A 23186-nucleotide genomic window follows, 5' to 3' on the forward strand; every position below is an offset into this window, starting at 1 on the left:
CATCTAATTATAGAATTTATATGTTTTACCCTACGGCAGTGCTGGCCATTCAATATCCTGTGAAGTTGACGTATCAACACGGTTCAGCAATACCCGATACTTTTTCCATGCTTCCAGCAACGAGATTTCTTCCTCCGTTGCAATTTCCAGATCTGCAGCATCCTGAAGCGGCGCAATATGCTCACTGGCTACCTGCATCAGGTTGTTTTTTGTTTCTTCCGCCTCCCGGATCCGGAACAGTTTTTCTGCTTCCGTATCCTTCACCCAGGCTGTGCCGTTCCACTTCTGAAACTCTCCTTCCGGCGATAACCAGGTAACATTTTCCGGTAACGGACCGAGTTCAGAAATAAATAACGCGTCGCCGGAAGCCACGTCATAAACCGTTTTACCCCGATGATCTTCAACGAGATGCCACGATGACTCATCACTGTTGAAAACAGCCACGAAGCCTGCCGGAATATCTGGCGGTGCAATATAGGTACTGTTTGCTGGCAGACCTGTATGAGGCGGAATATATGCGTCACCTTCACCAATAAATTCATTAGTTCCGGCCAGCAGATTATAAATTTTTATGGTCCGTGGTTGTTCACTCATTCTGAATGCCATTATGCAAGCCTCACAATATAGTTAAATGCGATGTTTTTGACGGTGTTTTCCGCGTTACCCGCAGCGTTAACGGTGATGGTGTGTCCATGTGAGCCAATCGCAACAGAGTGCGTATGAGCACCAATACCGACAGTATGTGCGTGAGCACCTGCAGATGCAGCTGTGCCGCTGACACTATGAGTGTGCGCTCCTGCAGCACTTGTATTCACACTGGCCGCAGACACTACCTTATGTACTGACCCATTTTGTGACCACTGGCTGACTGCTGATGCGCCTGTGACACTATGAGTATGGTTTCCGGCACTTGCGGCTGTACCGCTCACACTGTGCGTATGCGCCCCGGTGTTATTCGTGGATTTAGTGCCGTAATCAAACGACGATGTGGTTTTCGTCCCCAAATCCGTACTGGATGCGCTGGCGCTGTGGGTGTGCGATTTAATGCCGTCCTGTTCCTGAGACAATACGGCCCGACCACTGGCAGGTTTGCCCTTAATCGTCCAGCCACGCATATCAGGGATCACGCCTGACGGATAAGCGGTTGCAAGTTTCGGGTAAGCGGATTTGTCAAAAGTCTGCCCCTGCATCAGGGCATAACCAGACGGAACGGTATCTGATGGCCACGGGATTGGTGCGCCAGGCGGATAAAACTGCTCTGATGGCGTATAGAGTGAATAAACTGTACCGTCCGTTAACCCTTCCGGCTTATTAGCAGAATATGCTGGTGACGTATGAATAGTCACGCTGGCATTACTGGTATAATCCCATTGAATATTTACACCAGTCGCATAATTTCCGATTGCAACGTAAATATCGTAAGTATCACCAGATGTATTGACCCAGGCAAAATTTGTAAACCCTGTCGATGTGCGCTGCCATAAAGCACCAGTAATCCCCTTCGGATTACCATTACCTGCACGCAAAACAAGTTCAGATATACCTGCCTGTTGAGGTGACCCCACGTTAAATCCAGCGCCACCAATCAACGTAATTGAAACAACAGAACTCGCCTGTGGCATGGTTACCGTTGCTAATTTGAACCAACCAGCACCACCGCTGAATGACATTGTTGTTGAGTTAAGCGTACCAATATCTTTCGGCGTCAGTGTTATATCCGCTGAAAGCGCCTTACCATTCACCTTACGGGCAGAAGGTACCCGACCATTCGCATTATCATTAGCTGCTTTCACTGCTTTCGGTGTCGCGGCAAGCGTTTCAGATGCGCTGTTGGTTGCACTACTGAGCTGGACAATTCCTTTTTGTGCTGTCGTAGCGTCCTGTGCGGTGTATTTCCCGTTAGCCAGGTCATACGCGGCCTTAACGGCTTTTGGCGTTGCCGCCTGTGACTCGGAAGTGCTGTTGGTCGCACTGCTAAGCTGTACTACCCCCTTTTTCGTCGTGCTCGCATCCTCAAGCGCCACAGCGGATGCAATATCCTCTGCCCGTTTTGCTGCTGTCTCGGCGCGCGTTGCTGCGGATTCTGCCGTACTTTTGCTCTGTGCTGCCGCTGCCGCACTGCCAGCAGCCTCTGTCGCCTTCGTGGATGCCGTCGTGGCGCTGCCACTCGCTGCTGACGCCTGTCTGGTCGCCTCATCTTTTGAAGCAGATGCCGATGATGCCGATGACGCCGCCGAACTGGCTGACGATGCGGCAGCCGTTTTTGAGGATTCTGCGCTGGTTTCCGACGCTTTCGCGTTCGTTTCGGATGTCTTCGCTGCGGAAGCAGAACTCGCTGCTGCCGTGGCCTGTTCAGTGGCTTCGCCAGCCTTCGTTGTGGCTGTTGAAGCGGATGATGCGGCACTTTCTGCCGACTTTCCGGCAGCGGTGGCACTGGCTGAGGCCTGCCCGGCACTTGTTGACGCGGCGCTGGCAGATGATGCAGCCGCTGTTTTTGAGTCTGCTGCTGCGGAGGCACTCTGTTCCGCTGCCGTTTCAGAAGACTTAGCGTTCGTCTCGGACGTTTTTGCCGCTTTCGCGGAATTGCCTGCCGCCGTTGCCGAGGAAGCGGAACTACTGGCGCTCGAGGCTGCGCTCGTTTCTGATGATTTTGCCGCCTCTTTTGAAGCCGACGCATCCCGGGCTGAGGTGGCAGCTTCTGACGCTTTCGTGGTCGCGGTGGATGCAGAAGTGGCTGCTGATTGTTGTGACGCTGCCGCATTCGTTTCTGACGTTTTCGCCGCACCGGCACTGGTAGCCGCCGCACTTTTTGAGGACTCTGCAGCGGCAGCACTTTTTGATGCTTCAGTGGCCTTTGCTGATACCGTTCCTGCGCTGGAAGACGCTGACTGAGCCGACGACGCGGCCTGTCCGGCTGACGTGCTGGCTGCGCGTGCTGAGCCTGCAGCATCAGTTGCATGGGTTGCCGCCTCACGGGCTGATGTGCTGGCATCGCTGGCTGACTTCTTCGCGGCTGCTGTGTTCTGTGCCACCGCGGACGCGTTACGCGCCACCTCTTCCACCATCAGTTCAAAACGTCGCAGTGCCTCCGGACGGGCATCATCCTCCGTCATGGCACCGAGAAAATCATTCAGCGTACCGGGTTGAGAATCTTCATACACGGTGATGGTCCCGGCATGTGACGGCGGGAATCCCTCCACCAACAGAATAACGCTGTACTGACCGTACTCAACGTCCATACTGTAACGCCCGGCTTCATCCGGATTTTCTGAGGCCAGCGTGTTCACCACCACAGTGGTACTGTTACGTTTTGCTTTCAGCTGGATTGTGCAGTTCTGTACCGGTTTTCCTGTGCCGTCTTTCAGTACACCTGAAATCTTTACTGCCATATTCACCCCACAAAAAAGCCCGCCTGAACCGGCGGGCTGTCATAACACTGTGTTACCTGGCTAATCAGAATTTATAACCGACACCCACGATGAAACCGTCAGTGCGCCAGTCGCCACTGCCGGAGCCTTCATAAGCAATATCAATAGCCACGGATTCGGTCGGGTTAAACTGCACGCCAGCCCCCCACGCCAGAGACGTGTTGCTGTGGCGACCGTCATCACTTCCGGTCAGCACATCGTGCGTTTTCCCCTTGTTGTCAGTTACGCGGAGATAATCCCCGGAGAAAGTCGACACACGGCTGTAAGCCACACCCGCCATCGCATACGCGCTGAACCATTCATTCACGCGTACAGACGGCCCCGCCATCACCCTGAACCAGCGGTTACGCACGGAATCTTCATGCCAGCGGGTATCGCTGTAACGGGTAAGCTGGCGATTCTTGTCTCCTGCATAGCTGAATGACGTCACCATTCCCAGCGTGTCCGTAAACTCATAACGGTATTTCACGTTAATCCCGTTCAGATCATCACTGCCGGAAACGTTCGTCGAGGCATGAAGATAGCCCGCGCTCAGCGTGGACTGATGTTCAGACGCCCATGCAGACGCACCGGATACGGCCAGACAAATGGCTGCGGACAAAATGGCGGCATAAAGTTTACGCATAATTACCTCTCGCTTTTCTGCAATAAAAAAGGCGTCATTTCTGACGCCCGTTATGGGTTATAAAATTCAGCTGATACTGATACCTGCTGTGGATTTCTTCATCACCACAACCAGCAGATCGCTGATACTGGTTGTTGGTGTCCAGTTATTCGCTCCTGATGAAGATACGGTGAATGTCAGTGTCAGTGTCCCCTGTCCGGCAGGCATATCTATAACTGAGGAAAATACGCCCTGAGCATCCGTCGTGGACTGATTAAAAATCTCCTGACCATTGCGGGTCACTCTTAACCGGCAGGTTGAATACCAGTATGACTGTTGGTTATTACTGTTGAAATTCTCATGCTTACCACCGCGGAATAACACTGGAGGTATCATGACCTGCCGGTCAAACTTCTGATCATCACTGATTCTTACCGTGATGGTGCCACTGGCATAACTGTTCGTGCGGGGGAAAGACTTGCTGACCGTTTTGACAATATCGCCTTCAATCTGATTGGCTGACAGTTTCCCCTTAATCTGACAGTTCTCATTAATCGTGACGTTGTTGAGCGTCCCGGAGTTCGCATTCACACTGCCACTGATATCCGCATTTTTAGCAGTCAGCTTTCCGTCCGGTGTCAGGGAAAATGCCGGTGGATTTCCACCGCTGGTAATGGTGGGGGCCGTCAGGCGTTTCAGGAACACGTCGTTCATGAATATCTGATCGCCCTGACCAACAAACATCGGTTTTGTGTTGCCATTCGCAGGATTAACCATCGCAATCCTGTCCGCCGCCAGCAGCACCTGACTCTGCATGCCGTCAGGGGTGTTCTCAATACCGGCACCAATACCCGCGATATAAAGGCGTCCGTCCTGCATCTGCTGCAGCTTCACAGCCCACATGCTGTTCAGGTTATTATTTGTATCAACCTGAACCTTCTGTATCTGCTGAATTGCCGCACTCTGGTCTTCCAGTTTCTTATTGACGGTCTGCGTGATTTCATTGCTGACATCCGTAATGGACGTCCTGATTTCAGCCAGGTCAGGCGCAAGCTGACCGTTATCAATCTGCGTCCACAGCTCCTGAGCCAGATGGGTTTTCCCTATCTCGCCTTTGAAAAAATCCAGATAGCCGGATGCATCATCACTCGGCTGACCAACAGCCTCCACGAATGCCGATTTGCCAACGGTGTTCACACTGCGAACGTAAAAATAATAATCATGGCCCGGCCTGATATTGATACTGGCGGCTATCCAGTACAGCGCCGTGCCAAGATAGCGCGCTGTGGTTTCAACCTGCCTGATACCAGCAATCCGTTTTTCCGAGAACCAGAACTCAAACTGTACTGTCGGGTCATAAACCGCAAGATGCGGCGTGGCAGTTATCTGAAAATAGCCCGGCGTCAGCTCAATCCGCGACGGTGCTACCGGTGCGGCAATCCGGAACGATACCGACGCCGGATCGCCCTGCTGTCCCCACGCATTTACCGCCCGGACTGTCAGCGTGTACCGTCCCAGCGCCAGTTGCGTGAAGCGGTATGTGGTTTCCGTCGTCCGGGCCGTGCTGACCAGCCGCTCACTGCCGTCGTCCGCTGTTACGGTCAGACGGAGCAGGAAGCTCACGCCCTTCACCACCTTCGGTGTGTCCCATCGCGCCAGCACCTGATATTCCCCGCTGTCTGCAGTGACTTCTGCGGTCAGGTGCTGCACCGCTGGCGGCGTGACACCATTCACCGTGCCACTCTGTTCGCCGTCAAAGTGCGCCCCGTTATCCACGATGGCCTCTTTTTCCGGCACATGCTGCACGGCGGTGATGGCATACGTGCCGTCGTCGTTCTCACGGATACTCACGCAGCGGAACAGTCGCTGGCGCAGCGTCGGCAGCTTCAGCCCCCATACGCTGTATTCAGCAACACCGTCAGGAACACGGCTCACTTTTACCTTCACGCCGTCGGTGACGGACTGAACCTCCACGCTGACCGGATTGCCACTTCCGTCAACCAGGCTTATCAGCGCGGTACCGGAGGATGGCAGCGTGATTTCACGGTCGAGCGTCAGCGTCCGGGTCTGGCTGTTCACCGCCAGCACACGACCACCGGTGCTGATACCGGCATAGTCATCATCGCAGATTTCAATAACATCGCCCGGTACATGGCGAAGCCCTTCTGCGCCGACGCTGAAATCCACGGTCTGCATTTCCAGCAGTTCTGTTTTAATCAGCCACAGCCCGGCGCGGTGTGCCTGCCCCCGGCTGGTACAGCCAAAGGCATCCATCTTCGTAACATTACGACCGTAACGGGCAATGGCCTGCGTATCTTCAACAAGCTCTGTCGCCGTCTCCCAGCCGTTGTTCGGGTCAATCCAGTTCACCTCAACGGCATTATGGCGGTCCTTCAGGGCGCTGAAGCTGTAGCGGAACGGCGCGCCATCATCCGGCATCACCACATTACTGCGGTTATAGGTCCACACCTTATCCGACGGTCGGTCCTGCACGAACGTCAGCGTCTGCCCGTTCCATACCGGCATACAGCGCATCGCCGAGCAGAAATCACTGAGAACATCCCACGCCTTACGCTGTGTGGTCAGGTACGCATTACAGGTGATGCGCGGCTCCGTGCCGCCAAAACCGTCCGGCACCGACTGCTCGCAATGCTGGCCGATGACATACAGCGCCCATTTGTCCACATCCGCCGCACCAAGACGTTTCCCCATGCCGTAGCGCGGATGGGTCAGCATATCCCACAGACACCAGGCCATGTTGTTGCTGTATGCTGGCTTAAACGTTCCGTCCCAGATACCGCTGTATTGCCGCGTCTGCGGGTTATAGTTCGACGGCACCTGCAGAATGCGTCCGCGAAGATGATAATTACGGCTCACCTGCTGGCTGCCGAACTGCTCCGAGTCCACCTGCACGCCGACCAGTGCCGTGTTCGGGTAGCACTGTTTCACATCGATGATTTCGGTGTATGACGACCAGAGCGTTTTGTTCTGCAGCTGGTCTGTGGTACTGTCCGGCGTCATCCTGCGCATCCGGATATTAAACGGGCGCGGCGGCAGGTTACCCACCACCACCGAAGCCAGATACTGCGAGGTGGTTTTGCCCTTAATGGTGATGTCTTTTTCCGTCACCCAGCCACCGTTACGTTGTATCTGAACCAGCAGGCGGACTTCCGATGGATTCCGGTCCCCCTTTGAGGTGGTTTCCACCAGTGCCTGCACACCGAAGGTAAAGCGCAGACGGTCGATGTTTGCAGACGTGATGGTCCGGGTGATCGGCGTGTCGTATTTCACTTCCGTACCCAGCACCGTCTCGGAGCCGGAGGATTCAAATCCCTCCGGCGGTGTCTGCTCCTGCTCACCGGCCCGGAACACCACCGTGACGCCGGAGATGTTGGTATTCCCCTCACTGTCCAGCACTGGCGTACTGTTCAGCAGCACACTTTTTAATCCATCCACCGGACCTTCAATCGGCCCTTCGCTGATGGCATCGATCACACTCAGCAACTGCGTGGACTTCAGGTTGTCCTTCGCTTCGCGCGGAGTATGCCCCTTACTGCTGCCTTTACCCATTCCTCACGCTCCATAAACGACAAAACCGCCCGGAGGCGGTTTCACATAAACGTTTTTCATCAGCGACCAATCACCACAACCTGACCACCATCCCCTTCGTCTGCCGTGCTGATCTCCTGAGAAACCACGCGTGACCCCACGCGCATTTCACCGTACAGAACAGGCAGAACATTGCCCTGGGCAACCATGTTATCCAGTGAGGAGAAATAGGTGTTCTGTTTGCCGTTATCCGTTGTCTGTGTACGGGGAGTTCTGGCTTTCGGTGCCAGCATCTGCGCCACACCACCGAGCACCATACTGGCACCGAGAGAAAACAGGATGCCGGTCATACCTCCGGCCCCAATGGCTGCCCCCCATGCTGCAAGGGTGGCTCCGGCGGTAAAGAATGATCCGGCAATGGCGGCTGCTCCCAGGACAATCTGGAATACACCACCAGACTTGGCCCCGGCGACTCTGGGAACAATATGAATCACAGCGCCATCAGGCAGAGTCTCATGTAACTGCGCCGTTAATCCGGACGTGCTGACATCCTGCCCGGCAATCCGTACCTGATACCAGCCGTCGCTCAGTTTCTGACGAAACGCCGGGAGCTGTGTGGCCAGCGCCCGGATGGCTTCAGCCCCCGTTTTCACACGAAGGTCGATGCGGCGGCCAAATCGTTGCAAATCCCCGTAAAGGCAGATGCGTGCCATGCCCGGTGACGCCAGAGGGAGTGTGTGCGTCGCTGCCATTTGTCGGTATACCTCTCTCGTTTGCTCAGTTGTTCAGGAATATGGTGCAGCAGCTCGCCGTCGCCGCAGTAAATGGCAGCATGATTCGGCACCGATGAACCAAAGCTGCACAGCAGCACATCGCCCGGCTGCGCCTCTGTCAGTGCGACACGGTAAAAACCCGTTGCCTCCATATTGTCAAGATAGAGATTCTGACCGTGACGCCACCAGTCATCCTCGCGGTGAAAATCCGGCATCTCAATTCCCGCCAGATGGTAAGCGTCCCGGAACAGCGTGTAACAGTCCGTCACTCCGTGCTCAAAGCGCCGCCCGGTGAGATACGGCACACAGCGGAACTTGTGAATCACGCCCAGGCAGACCAGCCACCACGGCAAATCACTCTGCACCTGCAGCCGCCGGTCAGCCTCACTCAGCCAGGGCAGACCACCGGGGTGGCTGTGGACCAGCGCCACAATCTCACCCTGCATTTCTGCCTGCAGCCAGTCCTCCGGAGCCATCCGGAAATAATCCTCCGGCTCACCGGAAATATTCACGCCGGGAAAATATCTTTCCCCCTCCGGCGCTCTCACCACGAAGCCGCACGACTCCGCTGGCGCACATCGTCGGGCGTGCGCCAGAATCGCTGATTCTGTCTGTGTCATGGGATTTACTGCGAAAGTTTGTTAATGGAAAGGAAGCCGCCAAAGTTGCCGACGTTATTGCGAAACTTACAGCCACTCAGGCATTTGCTGCATTTATCCTTCGTGATATCGGACGTTGGCTGGTCATATTCATCCGCGACCGCCGGACCGTGATAACCGCACTCATCGCCGCGATAGGTCCAGGTGCAGGTGTTGGCCAGCATGATACGTCCCGGAAAAACAGCGCCATCTGTTTCCGTCGGCGTGGACAGTACAAAGGAGGCACTCACCGCGCTCAGTTCGCTGCACTGCTCAATGCGCCAGCGGCTGATCACCTCCTGCTCCGGATCGGCGCCACTGTTTCCGTTGACGAAGTTCACCGCATCCAGAAAACGGGCGTAAACCTTACGCCGGACCACCGTTCCGCCGACCAGACTCTGCATATCTTCCACCATACCGGTGACCATGCCGTACAGGTTAGAGACTGCCAGCGTGGGCCGCGTACTGGTGCCTTTGCCATTCAGTTCAAAACCGCTCCCCTGAATGGGATACGGCTGATACTGTCGCCCCTGCCAGGTGACCGGCTCACCTTTTTCGTTCTGCTCATTACAGAAAAAATAACGTTCTCCACCGACCTCTGTCAGGTCGATTTCCCAGAGCACCACGCTGGCCGACTGCTCCGCACGGGTGCATTCATTCAGTGTTTCCTGCCGGATATCCTGCATCAGTTCACCACCTGTTCAAACTCTGCGCTGAACTCAACACGCAGCATACTGACCCGCGACGTCCATTTTGCGCAGGTCACCTTTATCTGCCGCCAGTCATAAGGCGGTGTCCACAGAAAGGCTTTCCAGCCTCCGTGCTCTGCCAGAAACGACTCCAGTACCGTGGCCTCCTCACGGGGGACAGAAAGCGTCACGCTGTACGTTTTCAGGTTGGCATTCAGCCCGGCAGGCGCTCGCTGGGAATAGCCATCACCAAAGCGCACCTTTCTTACAGAAGGGGCCGAAGCCACATCCATACCGGGTTTCACTTTCCAGCGGAAGGTTTTCATCGTCCACCTCCGGAGAACAGGCCACCATCACGCATCTGTGTCTGAATTTCATCACGGGCACCCTTGCGGGCCATGTCATACACCGCCTTCAGAGCAGCCGGACCTATCTGCCCGTTCGTGCCGTCGTTGTTAATCACCACATGGTTATTCTGCTCAAACGTCCCGGACGCCTGCGACCGGCTGTCAGCCAGACTGCCCGGTGTACCGACATAACCACCGGTGGCATAGCCGCGCATCAGCCGGTAGAGATTCCCCACGCCAATCCGGCTGGTTGCCTCCTTCGTGAAGACAAATTCACCACGGTGAACAATCCCCGCTGGCTCATATTTGCCGCCGGTTCCCGTAAATCCTCCGGTTGCAAAATGGAATTTCGCCGCAGCGGCCTGAATGGCTGTACCGCCTGACGCGGATGCGCCGCCACCAACAGCCCCGCCAATGGCGCTGCCGATACTCCCGACAATCCCCACCATTGCCTGCTTAAGCAGAATTTCTGTCATCATGGACAGCACGGAACGGGTGAAGCTGCGCCAGTTCTGCTCACTGCCGGTCAGCATCGCCGCCATATTCTGCGCAATACCATCAAAGGTCTGCGTGGCTGCACTTTTAACCTGCGACATACTGTCCGTGGCGCTCTCTTCCCACTCACTCCAGCCGGACTTCAGGCCTGCCATCCAGCTCCCGCGAAGCTGGTCTTCAGCCGCCCAGGTCTTTTTCTGCTCTGACATGACGTTATTCAGCGCCAGAGAATTATCGCCATACTGTTCCTTCAGGCGCTGTTCTGTGGCTTCCCGCGCTGCCTGCCGGTCAGTCAGCCCCCGGTTTTTCGCATCAATGGCGGCCCGTTTTGCCCGTTGCTGCTGTGCGAATTTATCCGCCTGCTGCGCCAGCGCGTTCAGGCGCTCCTGATACGTAACCTTGTCGCCAAGTGCAGCCAGCTGGCGTTTGTACTCCAGCGTCTCATCTTTATGCGCCAGCAGGGATTTCTCCTGTGCAGACAGCTGGCGACGTTGTGCCGCCTCCTCCAGTACCGCGAACTGACTTTCAGCCTTCCACAAATCCCGGCGCTGCTGGCTGATTTTCTCATTTGCTCCGGCATGCTTCTCCAGCGTCCGGAGTTCAGCCTGAAGCGTCAGCAGGGCAGCATGAGCACTGTCTTCCTGACGATCGCCCGCAGACACCTTCACGCCGGACTGTTTCGGCTTTTTCAGCGTCGCTTCATAGTCCTTTTTCGCCGCCGCCATCAGCGTGTTGTAATCTGCCTGCAGAATTTTCCCGTCCTTCAGTGCCTTGTTCAGTTCTTCCTGACGGGCGGTATATTTCTCCAGCGGCGTCTGCAGCCGTTCGTAAGCTTTCTGCGCCTCTTCGGTATATTTCAGCCGTGACGCTTCAGTATCGCTCTGCTGCTGCGCATTTTTGTCCTGTTGACTCTGCTGTTCAGCCTTCTTTCTCGCGGCTTCAAGCGCAAGACGGGCCTTTTCACGATCATCCCAGTAACGCGCCTGCGCTTCATCGTTAACGAAATAATCATCCTTGCGCAGACTCCAGATGTCGTCCGCTTTCTTAAACGCAGCCTCTGCCTTAATCAGCATCTCCTGCGCGGTATCAGGACGACCAGTATCCAGCACCGCATCCCACATGGATTTGAATGCCCGCGCTGTCCTGTCTGCCCAGGTCTCCAGCGTACCCATGTTCTCTTTCAGGCGGCGGGTCTGGTCATCAAACCCTTTCGTCGCGGCCTCGTTCGCAGCCTGCAATGCCCCGGCTTCATCGCCGGAATGCTGCAACTGAGCAACATACGCAATCTGCTCCGCCGTCACGTTATGGAACTGGCGTGCCATCGCTGTCAGCCCTGACGTCGGGTCTGTGGTCAGCTTCCCGAAGGCTTCAGCGACCTTGTCCACCTCCACGCCGGATGCAGAGGAGAAACGCGCCACACTCTGGCTGATGGATGCAATCTGAGCCTCACCGCTTACTCCCGCCTTAACCAGTGCGCTGAGTGACTCGCTGGTCTGGTTAAACGTCAGCCCTGCCGCCTGCCCGGCTCTGGACAGGACCAGCATACGATCTGCCGTCAGACCCGACTGATTGCCGGAAAGGACCAGCGTTTTGTTGAAATCGGACAGGGTTGAGTTGCCCTGATACCAGGCATACGCCAGCGCACCGGTCGCCACCGCCAGCGAGGTGGCCCCGACCATCGGCAGGGTGATCGCACCGGCAAGCCCCCTGAACATGGGGATCATCCCGCCGAAGGAGTCCTTCACCTGACCACCCTGTTGCAGCAGGATCAGCCACGGACTTTGCCCGCCTGCAAGCTGCGTGGCCACGTCGGTGAACTGCGCAGGCAGCATACGCATGGCAGCTTTATACTGCCCGACGGAAATCCCCGCTTTCTGTGCAGCCAGTGCCTGTCGGCTCAGCGACTGTTCAACGACTGCCGCTGTTTTTTTCGCATCACTTTCCGTACCGGAAAAATGACGCCTGACTCTGGCCATCTGCTCGTCAAATCTGGCCGCATCCAGACTTAAATCAACGACCAGATCGCCTACCGGTTCAGCCATACCGGACTCCTCCTGCGATCCCTTCTGATACTGTCATCAGCATTACGTCATCCTCCGTCATGTCCGCCACATCCGGGGAAGCGGGGATAACTTCATTCCCGTCCGGGCCAAAGCGGACACCTCCGGCAAGCCCTGCCGCTTTCTGCATCAGCACATCATCTTCAGGCTCTTCGTCAGCCTCGCGCCGGTTCAGCAGACTGAAATCCAGCGGATGCATATCCGGATCGCTGAAAAACAGGCTGAGCACGGTGTACGTCAGCCCGGAAAAGTGCATATCCAGCAGAACATCATGAAAATAATGGGTACTGTAAAAGCGGTGCCAGTCGGCATACTCCGTGGATGACATCCCGGCAAGCATGGCACGCCAGTCAGGTCGCCCCATCTCACGCGCCAGTTTCAGGGCAAAACTCAGCTCACCGTCGAACACTTTCCCGCAGAAACAGGCTCTGCGGGCCCGGCGTCCTCTGTCTGTTCAGGGGCATTATTCACCACAAACTCATACATACCAGACAGCCGGTACACCACGTTTTCAGCATGAGAAATTGCCTCCGTGGGCCAGGTGGTAAGCACTTCCTGCTCAATCTGTTTAACGGCTTCATTCATGGACGGCAGCTTTGTCTTCTGCGGATGGTTATGCCACAGGGACATCGCCACCAGAAACGCGCCGGTTCTGATGGCGTCTTCCACAGTAAACTTCCGGTTGCTGTCTGACTCCGCCTGTTCTGCCTGCCGTTTCATCAGGGCGAGATGCTCAATGCGCTGCAGGGCTGACAGTTCAGAAAGCGTGACGGTCACACCGTTATGTTCAAATGATTCGGTTTTCAGGAACATCGCTGACTCTCCGGATTAACTGTCGGTGACAGTGATTTCTGCAACCGCAGCAAGTTCACCATTACCGGATAAAACCGGAATGTTGACCTTACCTGCAGCAACGCCTTTCACGGTGATGGTCATACCACTGACCGACACGGTGGCTTTTGTTTTATCCGCTGACACCGCACGGAAGCTCTTGTCAGTTGCGCCCTCCGGCTGGAATGCCACGGTCAGCGTGGTGCTCTGCCCTTTCACCACCGAGGAGCTGGCAGGCGTCACGGTCATACCGGTTGCCGCTGTTACCGTGCTGCGATCTTCTGCCATTGACGGACGGCCCACATTGGTGACCTTCACCGTACGGGTGATCACTTCCTTCGCCGTCACCGCCTTACCGATACTGCTGACCCAGCCACGGAACACATCGACCGTGCCGTTCGGGAAGCGGATTTTATAGGCACGGGTATCACCTTCATTAAACCACGCCAGCAGCGCCTGCTGCCCCTGCTCTCCGGGCATCCACGCCAGCGTGAAGCTGGTATCTCCGGCGGATTTCTGCCCCTGCCCGGTCGCGGTCCAGTCCGCATCTTCATCATCGAGATAACTGTCGTCATAGGACTCAGCGGTCAGTTCGCCGGGCGTCAGGTCTTTAACTTTAGCCAGACGCGACCAGTCAACGTCTGAAAGCGGGTTCGCATAAGGGTCGCCGCTCCCGTTATAAACCCACAGGGTGGTCCCGGCACCTTTCACCGGTATTGCTGGATTTGGTACAGGCATATCGTCCTCACATTTCATAGGTAATGACATAAGTCAGATCGGCAGAACTCCACAGGCCCGCATCATCGTCGCGCCGGTAGTCATAGCCACTGGCCACCATACTGGTGAGCAAATCTGACAGTGCCGGGATATCGCTCATCACCGGATAAATCCGGGACTCCATCCACGAATCCAGCTCTGAATCCGGCACCTGAGCAGGCAGGAAAACTTCGATATGCAGCTCCGCCTGCCAGGTATCGCTGTCCAGCTCTTCGCCCGTGTATTCAGCGCCGGTGAGATAAACGGCAACTGCCGGAAAATCCGCCTCATCAAAAACAGCGGGGCGACCATCAAAAAACGTCGCCCCGGTGTCATGCTTCTCCAGTGCATCCAGTACGGCTGCACGGAGTTCAGTATGTTTCATCGCTTTATTACCATCCTCAGTTGATGCTGCAGCGCATAGCCCAGCTCTTTCGGAAGACGTTCACGCCGTATCCGCTCAATATTTTGTTTAAACGCCGTGGTCAGCGGCACCGCCATCGGGATTTTCACCACATCAATGGGGTAACGGTTTTTCCCGGCCACACGCTGCATAACATGCCACCGGCCATTTTTCAGTTGCTGAATAAACGCGCCGGGAATACGACGGTTACCCACCACAAGCACGCTGCCGCCACCTTTCAGGGCTGAACGCTGCCCCTTTTTACGACGCCTGCGGCGCGAAAGGACAACCCGCGCATTACCCAGCCTGATTACGGGCAAATCCCCCCGGTTAACCTTGATTCTGGCCTGCGGATTTTTGACCGTGGCCCTTTTCAGCCTGGCCCTTTCCTTTACCAGTTTCCGGCGTACCTTTGTCTCACGGGCAACCTGTGACACCGACTGCGATATCGCGGATGAAGCAACGCGGTTAATGGCCATTGCGGCGGCACCGGGCACCGCCGTTCTGCTGATACGGCTGAGGTTTTCAACGGCCTGCTCAAGACCTTTTATGGCCATACATCCCCCTTCCAGCGGCGACGGTTAACGGCAGGCGGTACGCCCCGCCCAAGCCAGAGATGACAGCTTCCGCCATCATCCGGCGAAATCCGGTCTATCCAGAAGTTTTCCTCACCGATGGTCAGCGTGTCGCCGCGCCGCAGCTGCCGCACATCATCAGTCCGGACAAACAGGGACGGGCTGGAGCCTTCAACGCGCACGCCCTGTCCGGCATAGCTGATATTTTCAGGGTCATCAAAAACACCACGTATCACAGCACCGGACTGCTCACCGGATGTCATGGTGGCTGACGTTCCCATGTACCCGCGTATCGTTTCATCGGCGCAGGCAATGGCAGCATCGAACAGGTTATCGAAATCAGCCACAGCGCCTCCCGTTATTGCATTCTGGCCAGGCCGCGCTCTGTCATTTCAGCTGCCACACCGACAGAGACACGGAACGCCGTTCCCGGCAGCACAAATGCCACAGCCTCATCCCGCGTGGCGTGAAGTGCATCAGTATGCAGCGTCACCAGTGCCACAACCGTGACCAGTTCAGCCGTATCAGTCACGGTATCCGGCTGCGCTGATACAACCTCATTTTCATGTCCGGTCAGCACATTTTCCCGGCTGAGAGGGGTGTCCTGACCGGAAGTTTCATCCGTGTCATCAAGCTCCTCTTCCAGCTCTGCCACACGGAGCGCCAGTTCTTCTTTCGTCCCCGTCAGGCTGACATCACGGTTCAGTTGTTCACCCAGCGAGCGGAGACGGGCAATCAGTTCATCTTTCGTCATGGACTCCTCCACAGAGAAACAATGGCCCCGAAGGGCCATGATTACGCCAGTTGTACGGACACGAACTCATCAGGGTCAGCCAGCAGCATCAGCGGTGCTGACTGAATCATGGTGAACTCACGCGCCGGATCGCCGGTGGTCACCCAGTTTTTCGGGTAACGGGCAGAGGCGTTAATGCCTTCGCGCTGTGCGTCCGCATCCTGAATGCAGCCATAGGTGCGCAGACCGCGTGCCTGAGTGTTCCCCAGCACCATCGTGTTGTCCGGCAGGAAGTTCTTTTTGACGCCGTTTTCCACGTACTGTCCGGAATACACGACGATGGCCACATCGCCATACATCCCCTTATAGGACACCGCTTTACCCAGGTCTTTCACCGCTGTCTCCAGCTCGGAATGAGAGCCGCGACGGGTATCCAGCTTCTCCTTGACGGCTTTGAAGGAACGGAACAGCGCCCAGCCTTTCGGGTCAAACACGATGATATTCACCACGCCGCTGGCGTTCAGCGCGTAGGCTTCGATATCGTCGGTCGGGTCATACGTGGACTTGTCACGCTTGCTCCACTCCGTGCCGCCGGACTGCGTGATGTTATTCTCCTCACTGCGGCCCATATCCACCTCAACCGGATCGAAGGCTTCACCGGTCATGGTGTATTTGCCCTTAAGCACGGCAGAAACTGCCTGCATCTCTTCGACCTGAGCAATGGCCAGCTCTTCGTCACGCATGTTCTGCATGATGATGCGACGGCGGCGGTAAGCCGGGTCCGCCAGATTCTGCGGATCTTCATCCGGCAGGCGACGCAGGGTCATCTGCGGATTCACTTCATGCTTCGGCTTGACATATCCCGGCGTAAATTCAGAGGTGGAGCCGCCACGGGAACGGATAACCTCACCGGAAACAATCGGCGAAACGTACAGCGCCATGTTTACCAGTCCCGGAATTTGTGAGAGATAGACTTTCTCCGTGGTGAAGGGATAGCTCTCACGGAAAAAGAGACGCAGAAACAGCGGATCAAACTTAAATTTCTGCTCATTTGCCGCGAGCAGTTGGGCGGTTGTGTACATCGACATAAAAAAATCCCGTAAAAAAAGCCGCACAGGCGGCCTTTAGTGATGAAGGGTAAAGTTAAACGATGCTGATTGCCGTTCCGGCAAACGCGGTCCGTTTTTTCGTCTCGTCGCTGGCAGCCTCCGGCCAGAGCACATCCTCATAACGGAACGTGCCGGACTTGTAGAACGTCAGTGTGGTGCTGGTCTGGTCAGCAGCAACTGCAAGAATGCCAACGGCAGCACCGTCGGTGGTGCCATCCCACGCAACCAGCTTACGGGTGGAGGTGTCCAGCATCAGCGGGGTCATTGCAGGCGCTTTCGCACTCAATACGCCGGGCGCGGTTGCGGTATGAGCCGGGTCACTGTTGCCCAGCGGCTGGTAATGGGTAAAGGTTTCTTTGCTCGTCATAAACATCCCTTACACTGGTGTGTTCAGCAAATCGTTAACGGCATCAGATGCCGGGTTACCTGCAGCCAGCGGCGCCGGTGCCCCCTGCATCAGACGATCCAGCGCAGTGTCACTGCGCGCCTGTGCACTCTGTGGTGCTGCGGCCAGAATACGGCGGGCCGTTTCCACGGTCATACCGGGGGTTTCGGCCAGCACGCATGCCTGTTCTTCGCGTCCGTGAGCCTCCTCACAGTTGAGGATCCCCATAATGCGACTGTTTTCTGCCGCAACCGCTGCGGTGATCTGCGCGTTCACGTCCGGCTGCGCAGCGCTGGCGTTCTCGCCCTCCGTCGCTTGCACCACGCCAGTAACGTCAGCCTGCGAAGCAGTGGCTGAAACAGTTGTTGATTGAGTCTCTTTGGTCATTCGCCCTCCTGAGAGACGGGATTTACGTGTATCCAGTGCATCACGCATGACGGTGATCGCATCGGTACTGTTAACAAGTTCATCAGCCAGTCCGGCATCAATGGCCTCCTGACCGCTGTACACTGCAGCCTCGGTATCCAGCACAGCCTGCACGGACAGGCCGGTATATGCCGACACTTTCTGCGCAAACATCTGGCGGGTTGCATCCATCCGGGACTGCAGTGTTTCCCGGACGTCATCCGGAAGATGGCTGTAGGGGTTGCCATCCACCTTATGGCTGCCGCTGTAAATCAGCGTGATTTCCACGCCCTGTTTCTCCAGCGCTGCACCGTAATTGCTGTGAGCCATCATGACGCCGATGGAGCCTGTCCGGGCGGTCTGCGTGACCAGACGCCGGGAAGCGGCACTGGCAAGCAACTGACCTGCACTGCAGTTCATGTCGTTGGCAAGCGCCCATACCGGTTTTATGTCACGCACACGGGCGATGATGTCAGCGCAGTCAAATGCCCCCGCCACCATCCCGCCGGGCGTGTCCATATCGAGCAGAATGCCGTCCACCATCGGATCGCTGGCAGCCTGTTGCAGACGGGCGATAATGCCGTTGTAACCGGTCATCCCCGAATACGGCTGCAGCGCCCGCGTCCGGCTGACCAGCGTGCCGGAAACCGGCAGCACGGCGATGCCGTTCATGACCTGATAACTGCGGGCCTGTCGTGGTCCGTCATCATCACCGGATAACGCCAGCGTCGCGGGTGTCTCCGGGGCAGTCAGGCTGTCACCGGACACCGCATCTGTCAGGCGGCTGATCCCAAGCTGGCCTGCTAGCGCACAAAAGAAAACCCGCGCATAGGCGGGTTCAAGCATCAGCGGCTCATTAAAGGCCATGCTGGCAATATGCGGGAGATTACGCAGCTCTGCTGTCACTCTTCTCCTCCTCTGTTGATTGTCGCAGCCCGGATTCAAATGCCGCAGCCGCCCAGGCTGGCGGTTTAAGACCGGCTGCGCGGCGCTCCATCGTTTCACGGACCTGCTGGGCAAAAATTTCCTGATAGTCGTCACCGCGTTTTGCGCACTCTTTCTCGTAGGTGCTCAGTCCGGCTTCTATCAGCATCACCGCTTCCTGTACTTCTTTCAGACCATCGATGGCCATACGACCGGAGCCTATCCAGTCACAGTTCCCCCAGGCACTGCGGGCTTCCTGAAAACTGAAGCGCGCTTTTGAAGGTAACGTCACCACGCGGCGAACGATGGCCTCTTCCAGCCAGCACAGAAACATCTGGCTCGCCTGACGGGATGCGACGAATTTTCGCCGCCCCATAAAGTGCGCCCACGACTCGTTCGCGCTGGCCCGTGCCGTGGAGTAGCTCATCTGAGCGTAATTCCGGGAAAGCTGCTCATACGAGACACCCAGCCCGGCAGCGATATACCGCAGCAGTGACTGCTCAAACACGGAGTAGCCGTTATCCGTGTCCTGAGCCGTCTGCAGGTTCAGTGAGTCACCCGGCATCAGGTGCGGCACTTTTGCGCCTCCCAGCCGGACCGGTGCTGCGGCGTAATACGCGGCAATTTCACCAATCCAGCCGGTCAGCTTGTCCCGCTGCTCCTTACTGTTCGCGCCCAGAATAAAATCCATCGCTGACTGCGTATCCAGCTCACTCTCAATGGTGGCGGCATACATCGCCTTCACAATGGCGCTCTGCAGCTGCGTGTTCTGCAGCGTGTCGAGCATCTTCATCTGCTCCATCACGCTGTAAAACACATTTGCACCGCGGGTCTGCCCGTCCTCCACGGGTTCAAAAACGTGAATGAACGAGGCGCGCCCGCCGGGTAACTCACGGGGTATCCATGTCCATTTCTGCGGCATCCAGCCAGGATAGCCGTCCTCGCTGACGTAATATCCCAGCGCCGCACCACTGTCATTAATCTGCACACCGGCACGGCAGTTCCGGCTGTCGCCGGTATTGTTCGGGTTGCTGATGCGCTTCGGGCTGACCATCCGGAACTGTGTCCGGAACAGTCGCGAGGGACTGGTATCCCAGGTGGCCTGAACGAACAGTTCACCGTTAAAGGCGTGCATGGCCACACCTTCCCGAATCATCATGGTAAACGTGCGTTTTCGCTCAACGTCAATGCAGCAACAGTCATCTTCGGCAAACTCTTTCCATGCCGCTTCAACCTCGCGGGAAAAGGCACGGGCTTCTTCCTCCCCGATGCCCAGATAGCGCCAGCTTGGGCGATGACTGAGCCGGAAAAAAGACCCGACGATATGATCCTGATGCAGCTGGATGGCGTTGGCGGCATAGCCGTTATTGCGTACCAGATCGTCTGCGCGGGCATTGCCACGGGTAAAGTTGGGCAGCAGGGCTGCATCCACACTTTCACTCGGTGGGTTCCACGCCCGCAACTGCCCACCAAATCCGCTGCCACCGCCGTGATAACCGGCATATTCACGCAGCGATGTCATGCCGTCCGGCCCCAGAAGGGTGGGAATGGTGGACGTTTTCATACATAAAATCCTGCAGGTCCCCTGCGTCGCTGTGTCATGCCGGTCTGCACTTCCAGCTCCGCAATGTATTTTTTCAGGTCAGACACGGAAGTGGCCGTAAACTCCACTCTCCGTCCGTCTTTCTGTACCGTTGCCACCCGTTTACCTGTCATCAGGTCATGCAGTGCCGCACGGGCAGCGGCAAGTTCTTCCTGTCGCGTCATTCATCCTCTCCGGATAAGGCACGGGCGTAATCTGCCAGTGTTTTCTTGTTGGTTGCTGCACCATCCTCTTCCTGCAGGCTCGCCAGCAGTGCACTGAGATCCAGCTGCCAGCGGGAAATACTGATGCGCAGCGCCGCCAGCGCATAAACGAAGCAGTCGAGTGCCTCATTGCGTCGCTTTTTACTGTCCCACAGTATTTTTTTCCTGCCATCCACCCATTTTTCGACCTGCTCTTCAGCCGTCAGCTGCTGCGCTTCGGTCAGATCAAAAATATCCGGGTTATTCGGGAAGTGAACGGCACCGGGAAGCGGTTCATCCCCTTCCGGCGTCAGTGTGAAGCGGTTATAAATCTGCTCTTTCGCGGTATCCGTACCGATTTCGGTAAGGTAAACCCCGTTTTTGTTTCGCTTACGAGGCATGCTGGCCACCGGCTTACCGTAGACGGATGCCCCTTTAATGGGGATCACCCGGAACAGCCCATGCTTTTTCGAGCGTTCATACACAATGGTCGGGTCAATCCCGCCAGTATCCCAGCAGATACGGGATATCGACATTTCTGCACCATTCCGGCGGGTATAGGTTTTATTGATGGCCTCATCCACACGCAGCAGCGTCTGTTCATCGTCGTGGCGGCCCATAATAATCTGCCGGTCAATCAGCCAGCTTTCCTCACCCGGCCCCCATCCCCATACGCGCATTTCGTAGCGGTCCAGCTGGGAGTCGATACCGGCGGTCAGGTAAGCCACACGGTCAGGAACGGGCGCTGAATAATGCTCTTTCCGCTCTGCCATCACTTCAGCATCCGGACGTTCGCCAATTTTCGCCTCCCACGTCTCACCGAGCGTGGTGTTCACGAAGGTTTTACGTTTTCCCGTATCCCCTTTCGTTTTCATCCAGTCTTTGACAATCTGCACCCAGGTGGTGAACGGGCTGTACGCTGTCCAGATGTGAAAGGTCACACTGTCAGGTGGCTCAATCTCTTCACCGGATGACGAAAACCAGAGAATGCCATCACGGGTCCAGATCCCGGTCTTTTCGCAGATATAACGGGCATCAGTAAAGTCCAGCTCCTGCTGGCGGATGACGCAGGCATTATGCTCGCAGAGATAAAACACGCTGGAGGGATCATCCGGCGTCCATTTGAGGCCAAACGGCGTCTCTTTATCGCCAAATTTAAGGTACTGCTCCTCCCCACAGTGCGGGCAGGCAACATGAAAACGCATAAAATGCGGGGATTCACTGGCTGCACGCTCAATCTGGCAGGTGCCTCTCACTTTGGGCGTGGAGCCACGGATGGACTTTGGCCAGACCGAGCCTTCAATACGCTTATCGCCCAGGAACGTCGGAGAGCCTTCCTGTTCAATATCCTCATCAAAGGCAGCAAGTTCATCATAACCCGCCACATCCACTGACTTTTCACGGTAGTTTTTTGCCGCTTTACCGCCCAGGCACCAGAAGCCACGACCATTGGAAAAACGCTTCATAGTGAGCGTGTTATCCCGGTGCTTTTTGCCATACCACGGGGCCAGCGCCAGCAGCGACGGAATATCACGAATAGTCGGCTCAACGTGGGTTTTCATAAAGTTCTCGGCATCACCATCCGTCGGCAACCAGATAAGGGTGTTGCGCTGCTTATGCTCTATGAAGTAGGCATAAACACCCAGCAGCATTTTGGAATAACCAACACGGGCAGACTTCACCACATTCACCTCGCGGATGTAGTCGCTGCCCATCGCATTCATGATGGCCCGCTGAAAGGGCAGTGTTTCCCAGCGCCCTTCCTGGTATGCAGATTCTTTCGGGAGATAGTAATTGGCATCCGCCCATTCAACGGGGGTCATTGGCAATGGTCTTTTCAGGACTGAGAGACCCGCCTTCACTGCCAATACGAAATTATTCATCTGTATTTCTGTAATACTCATCCGCAAATTCCTTCATTTTTTCAGCGGACTCAACGCATTTATTAGCCCCCTTCGCAACCAGCTCTTTTAGATAAGCCAATTGTCTGCCTGTCAATTCAGGGAATTTTCTTTGCATCGAAAGCGGAATACTGTCCAAAACAGATGCCAGTTCTCCGGATAACCGGGACAGGGCAAAAATAGAGAAAGCTGTATCAATCACCTTATGCTCTGCAACCTGGTTTTTTAACCGCTGAGCAATAGCCTGTTCTTCCGTCAGGTTAACCCTGGCCTGAAGTAGCCTTTCCTCAAGATCATTTTCACCACCTGAAGATTTCTGGTTTTGTTGACGTCGCTCGCGATCTATCTCCAGTACAGTTTTAACGTCATAGAAAACCTCTCTCCCCCGGCGCTCAACAGGAGGAACACCCCATTTATCAAATGCCTGTACTGAGATACCGATGGAGGAGGCCATGTCGCTTTTATTCAATAAAAAGGCCACAGCCCCTCCATAAACCACCGGCAAAAAAGCAATACAACAACCACGTTTTTTGTAAAACCCTCTGATTTTACATGCTTTTTCGTATAAGAAAGATCATCAGGTTGTTGTGTTTATTTTTCTTTCTTATTACTTATCAAGTAGATATATCAAACGATAAAACAACAACCATCACCTCAAAAAAACTCGTAAATAGCGAAAACCCGCTAGGTCGCCGCCCCGTAGCCTGCCGGATCACCGGAAAGGACCCGCAAAACCGAGAATAAGTATCAATACTATTTGTGATTTGAATGATGCACATCATTGAAACGCCATTCA

Annotated in this window: 23 protein-coding genes; all 23 read right to left on the bottom strand. The window is 55.8% G+C overall.

Features of this window, described 5'->3' with window-relative positions; all coding sequences use genetic code 11:
* Positions 1–30: 30 nt before the first annotated feature.
* Positions 31–606 (bottom strand): tail fiber assembly protein, encoded by a 576-nt coding sequence (locus QUE74_RS10520; protein ID WP_053266809.1) that lies wholly within the window; start codon positions 604–606, stop codon positions 31–33.
* Positions 606–3389, bottom strand: coding sequence for a phage tail protein (locus QUE74_RS10525; protein ID WP_077887660.1), 2784 nt, complete (start codon positions 3387–3389; stop codon positions 606–608). The genes QUE74_RS10520 and QUE74_RS10525 overlap by 1 nt, the downstream gene beginning before the upstream one ends.
* 64 nt (positions 3390–3453) lie before the next feature.
* Complete coding sequence (locus QUE74_RS10530; protein WP_286332048.1) at positions 3454–4053, bottom strand: Ail/Lom family outer membrane beta-barrel protein; 600 nt, start codon at positions 4051–4053, stop codon at positions 3454–3456.
* Between the two features lie 66 nt (positions 4054–4119).
* Positions 4120–7602, bottom strand: coding sequence for a phage attachment tail tip protein J (gene gpJ / locus QUE74_RS10535; RefSeq protein WP_069915652.1), 3483 nt, complete (start codon positions 7600–7602; stop codon positions 4120–4122).
* Between the two features lie 59 nt (positions 7603–7661).
* Positions 7662–8234 carry a tail assembly protein gene (locus tag QUE74_RS10540; protein WP_000847641.1) on the bottom strand — a complete coding sequence of 191 codons (573 nt, stop codon included), beginning with the start codon at positions 8232–8234 and terminating at the stop codon, positions 7662–7664.
* Entirely contained in the window at positions 8231–8974 is a 744-nt protein-coding gene (locus QUE74_RS10545) for a C40 family peptidase (protein ID WP_286331897.1), read from the bottom strand. Before QUE74_RS10545 ends, QUE74_RS10540 begins: the two co-directional genes overlap by 4 nt.
* Before the next feature lie 5 nt (positions 8975–8979).
* Positions 8980–9678, bottom strand: a complete 699-nt coding sequence (locus QUE74_RS10550) for a phage minor tail protein L (protein ID WP_069915653.1) — start codon at positions 9676–9678, stop codon at positions 8980–8982.
* Entirely contained in the window at positions 9678–10007 is a 330-nt protein-coding gene (locus tag QUE74_RS10555) for a phage tail protein (RefSeq protein WP_021562226.1), read from the bottom strand. Before QUE74_RS10555 ends, QUE74_RS10550 begins: the two co-directional genes overlap by 1 nt.
* A complete protein-coding gene (locus QUE74_RS10560) occupies positions 10004–12565 on the bottom strand; it encodes a phage tail tape measure protein (protein ID WP_069915654.1) in 2562 nt (853 codons plus the stop codon). Before QUE74_RS10560 ends, QUE74_RS10555 begins: the two co-directional genes overlap by 4 nt.
* Positions 12558–12992, bottom strand: coding sequence for a phage tail assembly protein T (locus QUE74_RS10565; protein WP_000459457.1), 435 nt, complete (start codon positions 12990–12992; stop codon positions 12558–12560). The genes QUE74_RS10560 and QUE74_RS10565 overlap by 8 nt, the downstream gene beginning before the upstream one ends.
* Entirely contained in the window at positions 12974–13396 is a 423-nt protein-coding gene (gene gpG, locus QUE74_RS10570; protein WP_000479146.1) for a phage tail assembly chaperone G, read from the bottom strand. Before gpG ends, QUE74_RS10565 begins: the two co-directional genes overlap by 19 nt.
* Before the next feature lie 15 nt (positions 13397–13411).
* On the bottom strand, positions 13412–14152 hold the full coding sequence (locus QUE74_RS10575; RefSeq protein ID WP_001360639.1) for a phage tail protein: 741 nt from the start codon (positions 14150–14152) through the stop codon (positions 13412–13414).
* A 7-nt stretch (positions 14153–14159) separates the two neighbouring features.
* Complete coding sequence (locus QUE74_RS10580; RefSeq protein WP_000683113.1) at positions 14160–14555, bottom strand: phage minor tail U family protein; 396 nt, start codon at positions 14553–14555, stop codon at positions 14160–14162.
* Positions 14552–15130 (bottom strand): phage tail protein, encoded by a 579-nt coding sequence (locus QUE74_RS10585; RefSeq protein WP_000985134.1) that lies wholly within the window; start codon positions 15128–15130, stop codon positions 14552–14554. The genes QUE74_RS10580 and QUE74_RS10585 overlap by 4 nt, the downstream gene beginning before the upstream one ends.
* Entirely contained in the window at positions 15121–15495 is a 375-nt protein-coding gene (locus QUE74_RS10590) for a head-tail joining protein (RefSeq protein WP_000752961.1), read from the bottom strand. The genes QUE74_RS10585 and QUE74_RS10590 overlap by 10 nt, the downstream gene beginning before the upstream one ends.
* 11 nt (positions 15496–15506) lie before the next feature.
* The gene (locus QUE74_RS10595) at positions 15507–15902 is read right to left on the bottom strand and encodes a DNA-packaging protein FI (protein ID WP_286332051.1); all 396 of its coding nucleotides are present in this window, start codon (positions 15900–15902) and stop codon (positions 15507–15509) included.
* 41 nt (positions 15903–15943) lie between these two features.
* The gene (locus QUE74_RS10600; protein WP_000063277.1) at positions 15944–16969 is read right to left on the bottom strand and encodes a major capsid protein; all 1026 of its coding nucleotides are present in this window, start codon (positions 16967–16969) and stop codon (positions 15944–15946) included.
* Positions 16970–17024: 55 nt separating this feature from the next.
* Positions 17025–17357 carry a head decoration protein gene (locus tag QUE74_RS10605; RefSeq protein ID WP_001363851.1) on the bottom strand — a complete coding sequence of 111 codons (333 nt, stop codon included), beginning with the start codon at positions 17355–17357 and terminating at the stop codon, positions 17025–17027.
* Between the two features lie 9 nt (positions 17358–17366).
* Positions 17367–18686, bottom strand: a complete 1320-nt coding sequence (locus tag QUE74_RS10610) for a S49 family peptidase (RefSeq protein ID WP_000123298.1) — start codon at positions 18684–18686, stop codon at positions 17367–17369.
* Positions 18667–20268 (bottom strand): phage portal protein, encoded by a 1602-nt coding sequence (locus tag QUE74_RS10615; RefSeq protein ID WP_042110164.1) that lies wholly within the window; start codon positions 20266–20268, stop codon positions 18667–18669. The genes QUE74_RS10610 and QUE74_RS10615 overlap by 20 nt, the downstream gene beginning before the upstream one ends.
* The gene (locus tag QUE74_RS10620; protein ID WP_000198149.1) at positions 20265–20471 is read right to left on the bottom strand and encodes a phage head-tail joining protein; all 207 of its coding nucleotides are present in this window, start codon (positions 20469–20471) and stop codon (positions 20265–20267) included. Before QUE74_RS10620 ends, QUE74_RS10615 begins: the two co-directional genes overlap by 4 nt.
* The gene (locus tag QUE74_RS10625; protein WP_112044446.1) at positions 20468–22393 is read right to left on the bottom strand and encodes a phage terminase large subunit family protein; all 1926 of its coding nucleotides are present in this window, start codon (positions 22391–22393) and stop codon (positions 20468–20470) included. Before QUE74_RS10625 ends, QUE74_RS10620 begins: the two co-directional genes overlap by 4 nt.
* Positions 22365–22871, bottom strand: coding sequence for a terminase small subunit (locus QUE74_RS10630; protein ID WP_000874941.1), 507 nt, complete (start codon positions 22869–22871; stop codon positions 22365–22367). Before QUE74_RS10630 ends, QUE74_RS10625 begins: the two co-directional genes overlap by 29 nt.
* Positions 22872–23186 lie beyond the last annotated feature (315 nt).

This window comes from Escherichia sp. 10290 (genome assembly GCF_030295155.1).
Classification (GTDB): domain Bacteria; phylum Pseudomonadota; class Gammaproteobacteria; order Enterobacterales; family Enterobacteriaceae; genus Escherichia; species Escherichia coli_F.

Coding starts and splice junctions, on each gene's coding strand:
- gpG (WP_000479146.1), bottom strand. CDS start 13,396: ATGTTCCTGAAAACCGAATCATTTGAACATAACGGTGTGACCGTCACG.
- QUE74_RS10560 (WP_069915654.1), bottom strand. CDS start 12,565: ATGGCTGAACCGGTAGGCGATCTGGTCGTTGATTTAAGTCTGGATGCG.
- QUE74_RS10615 (WP_042110164.1), bottom strand. CDS start 20,268: ATGAAAACGTCCACCATTCCCACCCTTCTGGGGCCGGACGGCATGACA.
- QUE74_RS10520 (WP_053266809.1), bottom strand. CDS start 606: ATGGCATTCAGAATGAGTGAACAACCACGGACCATAAAAATTTATAAT.
- QUE74_RS10545 (WP_286331897.1), bottom strand. CDS start 8,974: ATGACACAGACAGAATCAGCGATTCTGGCGCACGCCCGACGATGTGCG.
- QUE74_RS10580 (WP_000683113.1), bottom strand. CDS start 14,555: ATGAAACATACTGAACTCCGTGCAGCCGTACTGGATGCACTGGAGAAG.
- QUE74_RS10605 (WP_001363851.1), bottom strand. CDS start 17,357: ATGACGAGCAAAGAAACCTTTACCCATTACCAGCCGCTGGGCAACAGT.
- QUE74_RS10595 (WP_286332051.1), bottom strand. CDS start 15,902: ATGACGAAAGATGAACTGATTGCCCGTCTCCGCTCGCTGGGTGAACAA.
- QUE74_RS10620 (WP_000198149.1), bottom strand. CDS start 20,471: ATGACGCGACAGGAAGAACTTGCCGCTGCCCGTGCGGCACTGCATGAC.
- gpJ (WP_069915652.1), bottom strand. CDS start 7,602: ATGGGTAAAGGCAGCAGTAAGGGGCATACTCCGCGCGAAGCGAAGGAC.
- QUE74_RS10625 (WP_112044446.1), bottom strand. CDS start 22,393: ATGAGTATTACAGAAATACAGATGAATAATTTCGTATTGGCAGTGAAG.
- QUE74_RS10575 (WP_001360639.1), bottom strand. CDS start 14,152: ATGCCTGTACCAAATCCAGCAATACCGGTGAAAGGTGCCGGGACCACC.
- QUE74_RS10530 (WP_286332048.1), bottom strand. CDS start 4,053: ATGCGTAAACTTTATGCCGCCATTTTGTCCGCAGCCATTTGTCTGGCC.
- QUE74_RS10555 (WP_021562226.1), bottom strand. CDS start 10,007: ATGAAAACCTTCCGCTGGAAAGTGAAACCCGGTATGGATGTGGCTTCG.
- QUE74_RS10600 (WP_000063277.1), bottom strand. CDS start 16,969: ATGTCGATGTACACAACCGCCCAACTGCTCGCGGCAAATGAGCAGAAA.
- QUE74_RS10550 (WP_069915653.1), bottom strand. CDS start 9,678: ATGCAGGATATCCGGCAGGAAACACTGAATGAATGCACCCGTGCGGAG.
- QUE74_RS10585 (WP_000985134.1), bottom strand. CDS start 15,130: ATGGCCATAAAAGGTCTTGAGCAGGCCGTTGAAAACCTCAGCCGTATC.
- QUE74_RS10525 (WP_077887660.1), bottom strand. CDS start 3,389: ATGGCAGTAAAGATTTCAGGTGTACTGAAAGACGGCACAGGAAAACCG.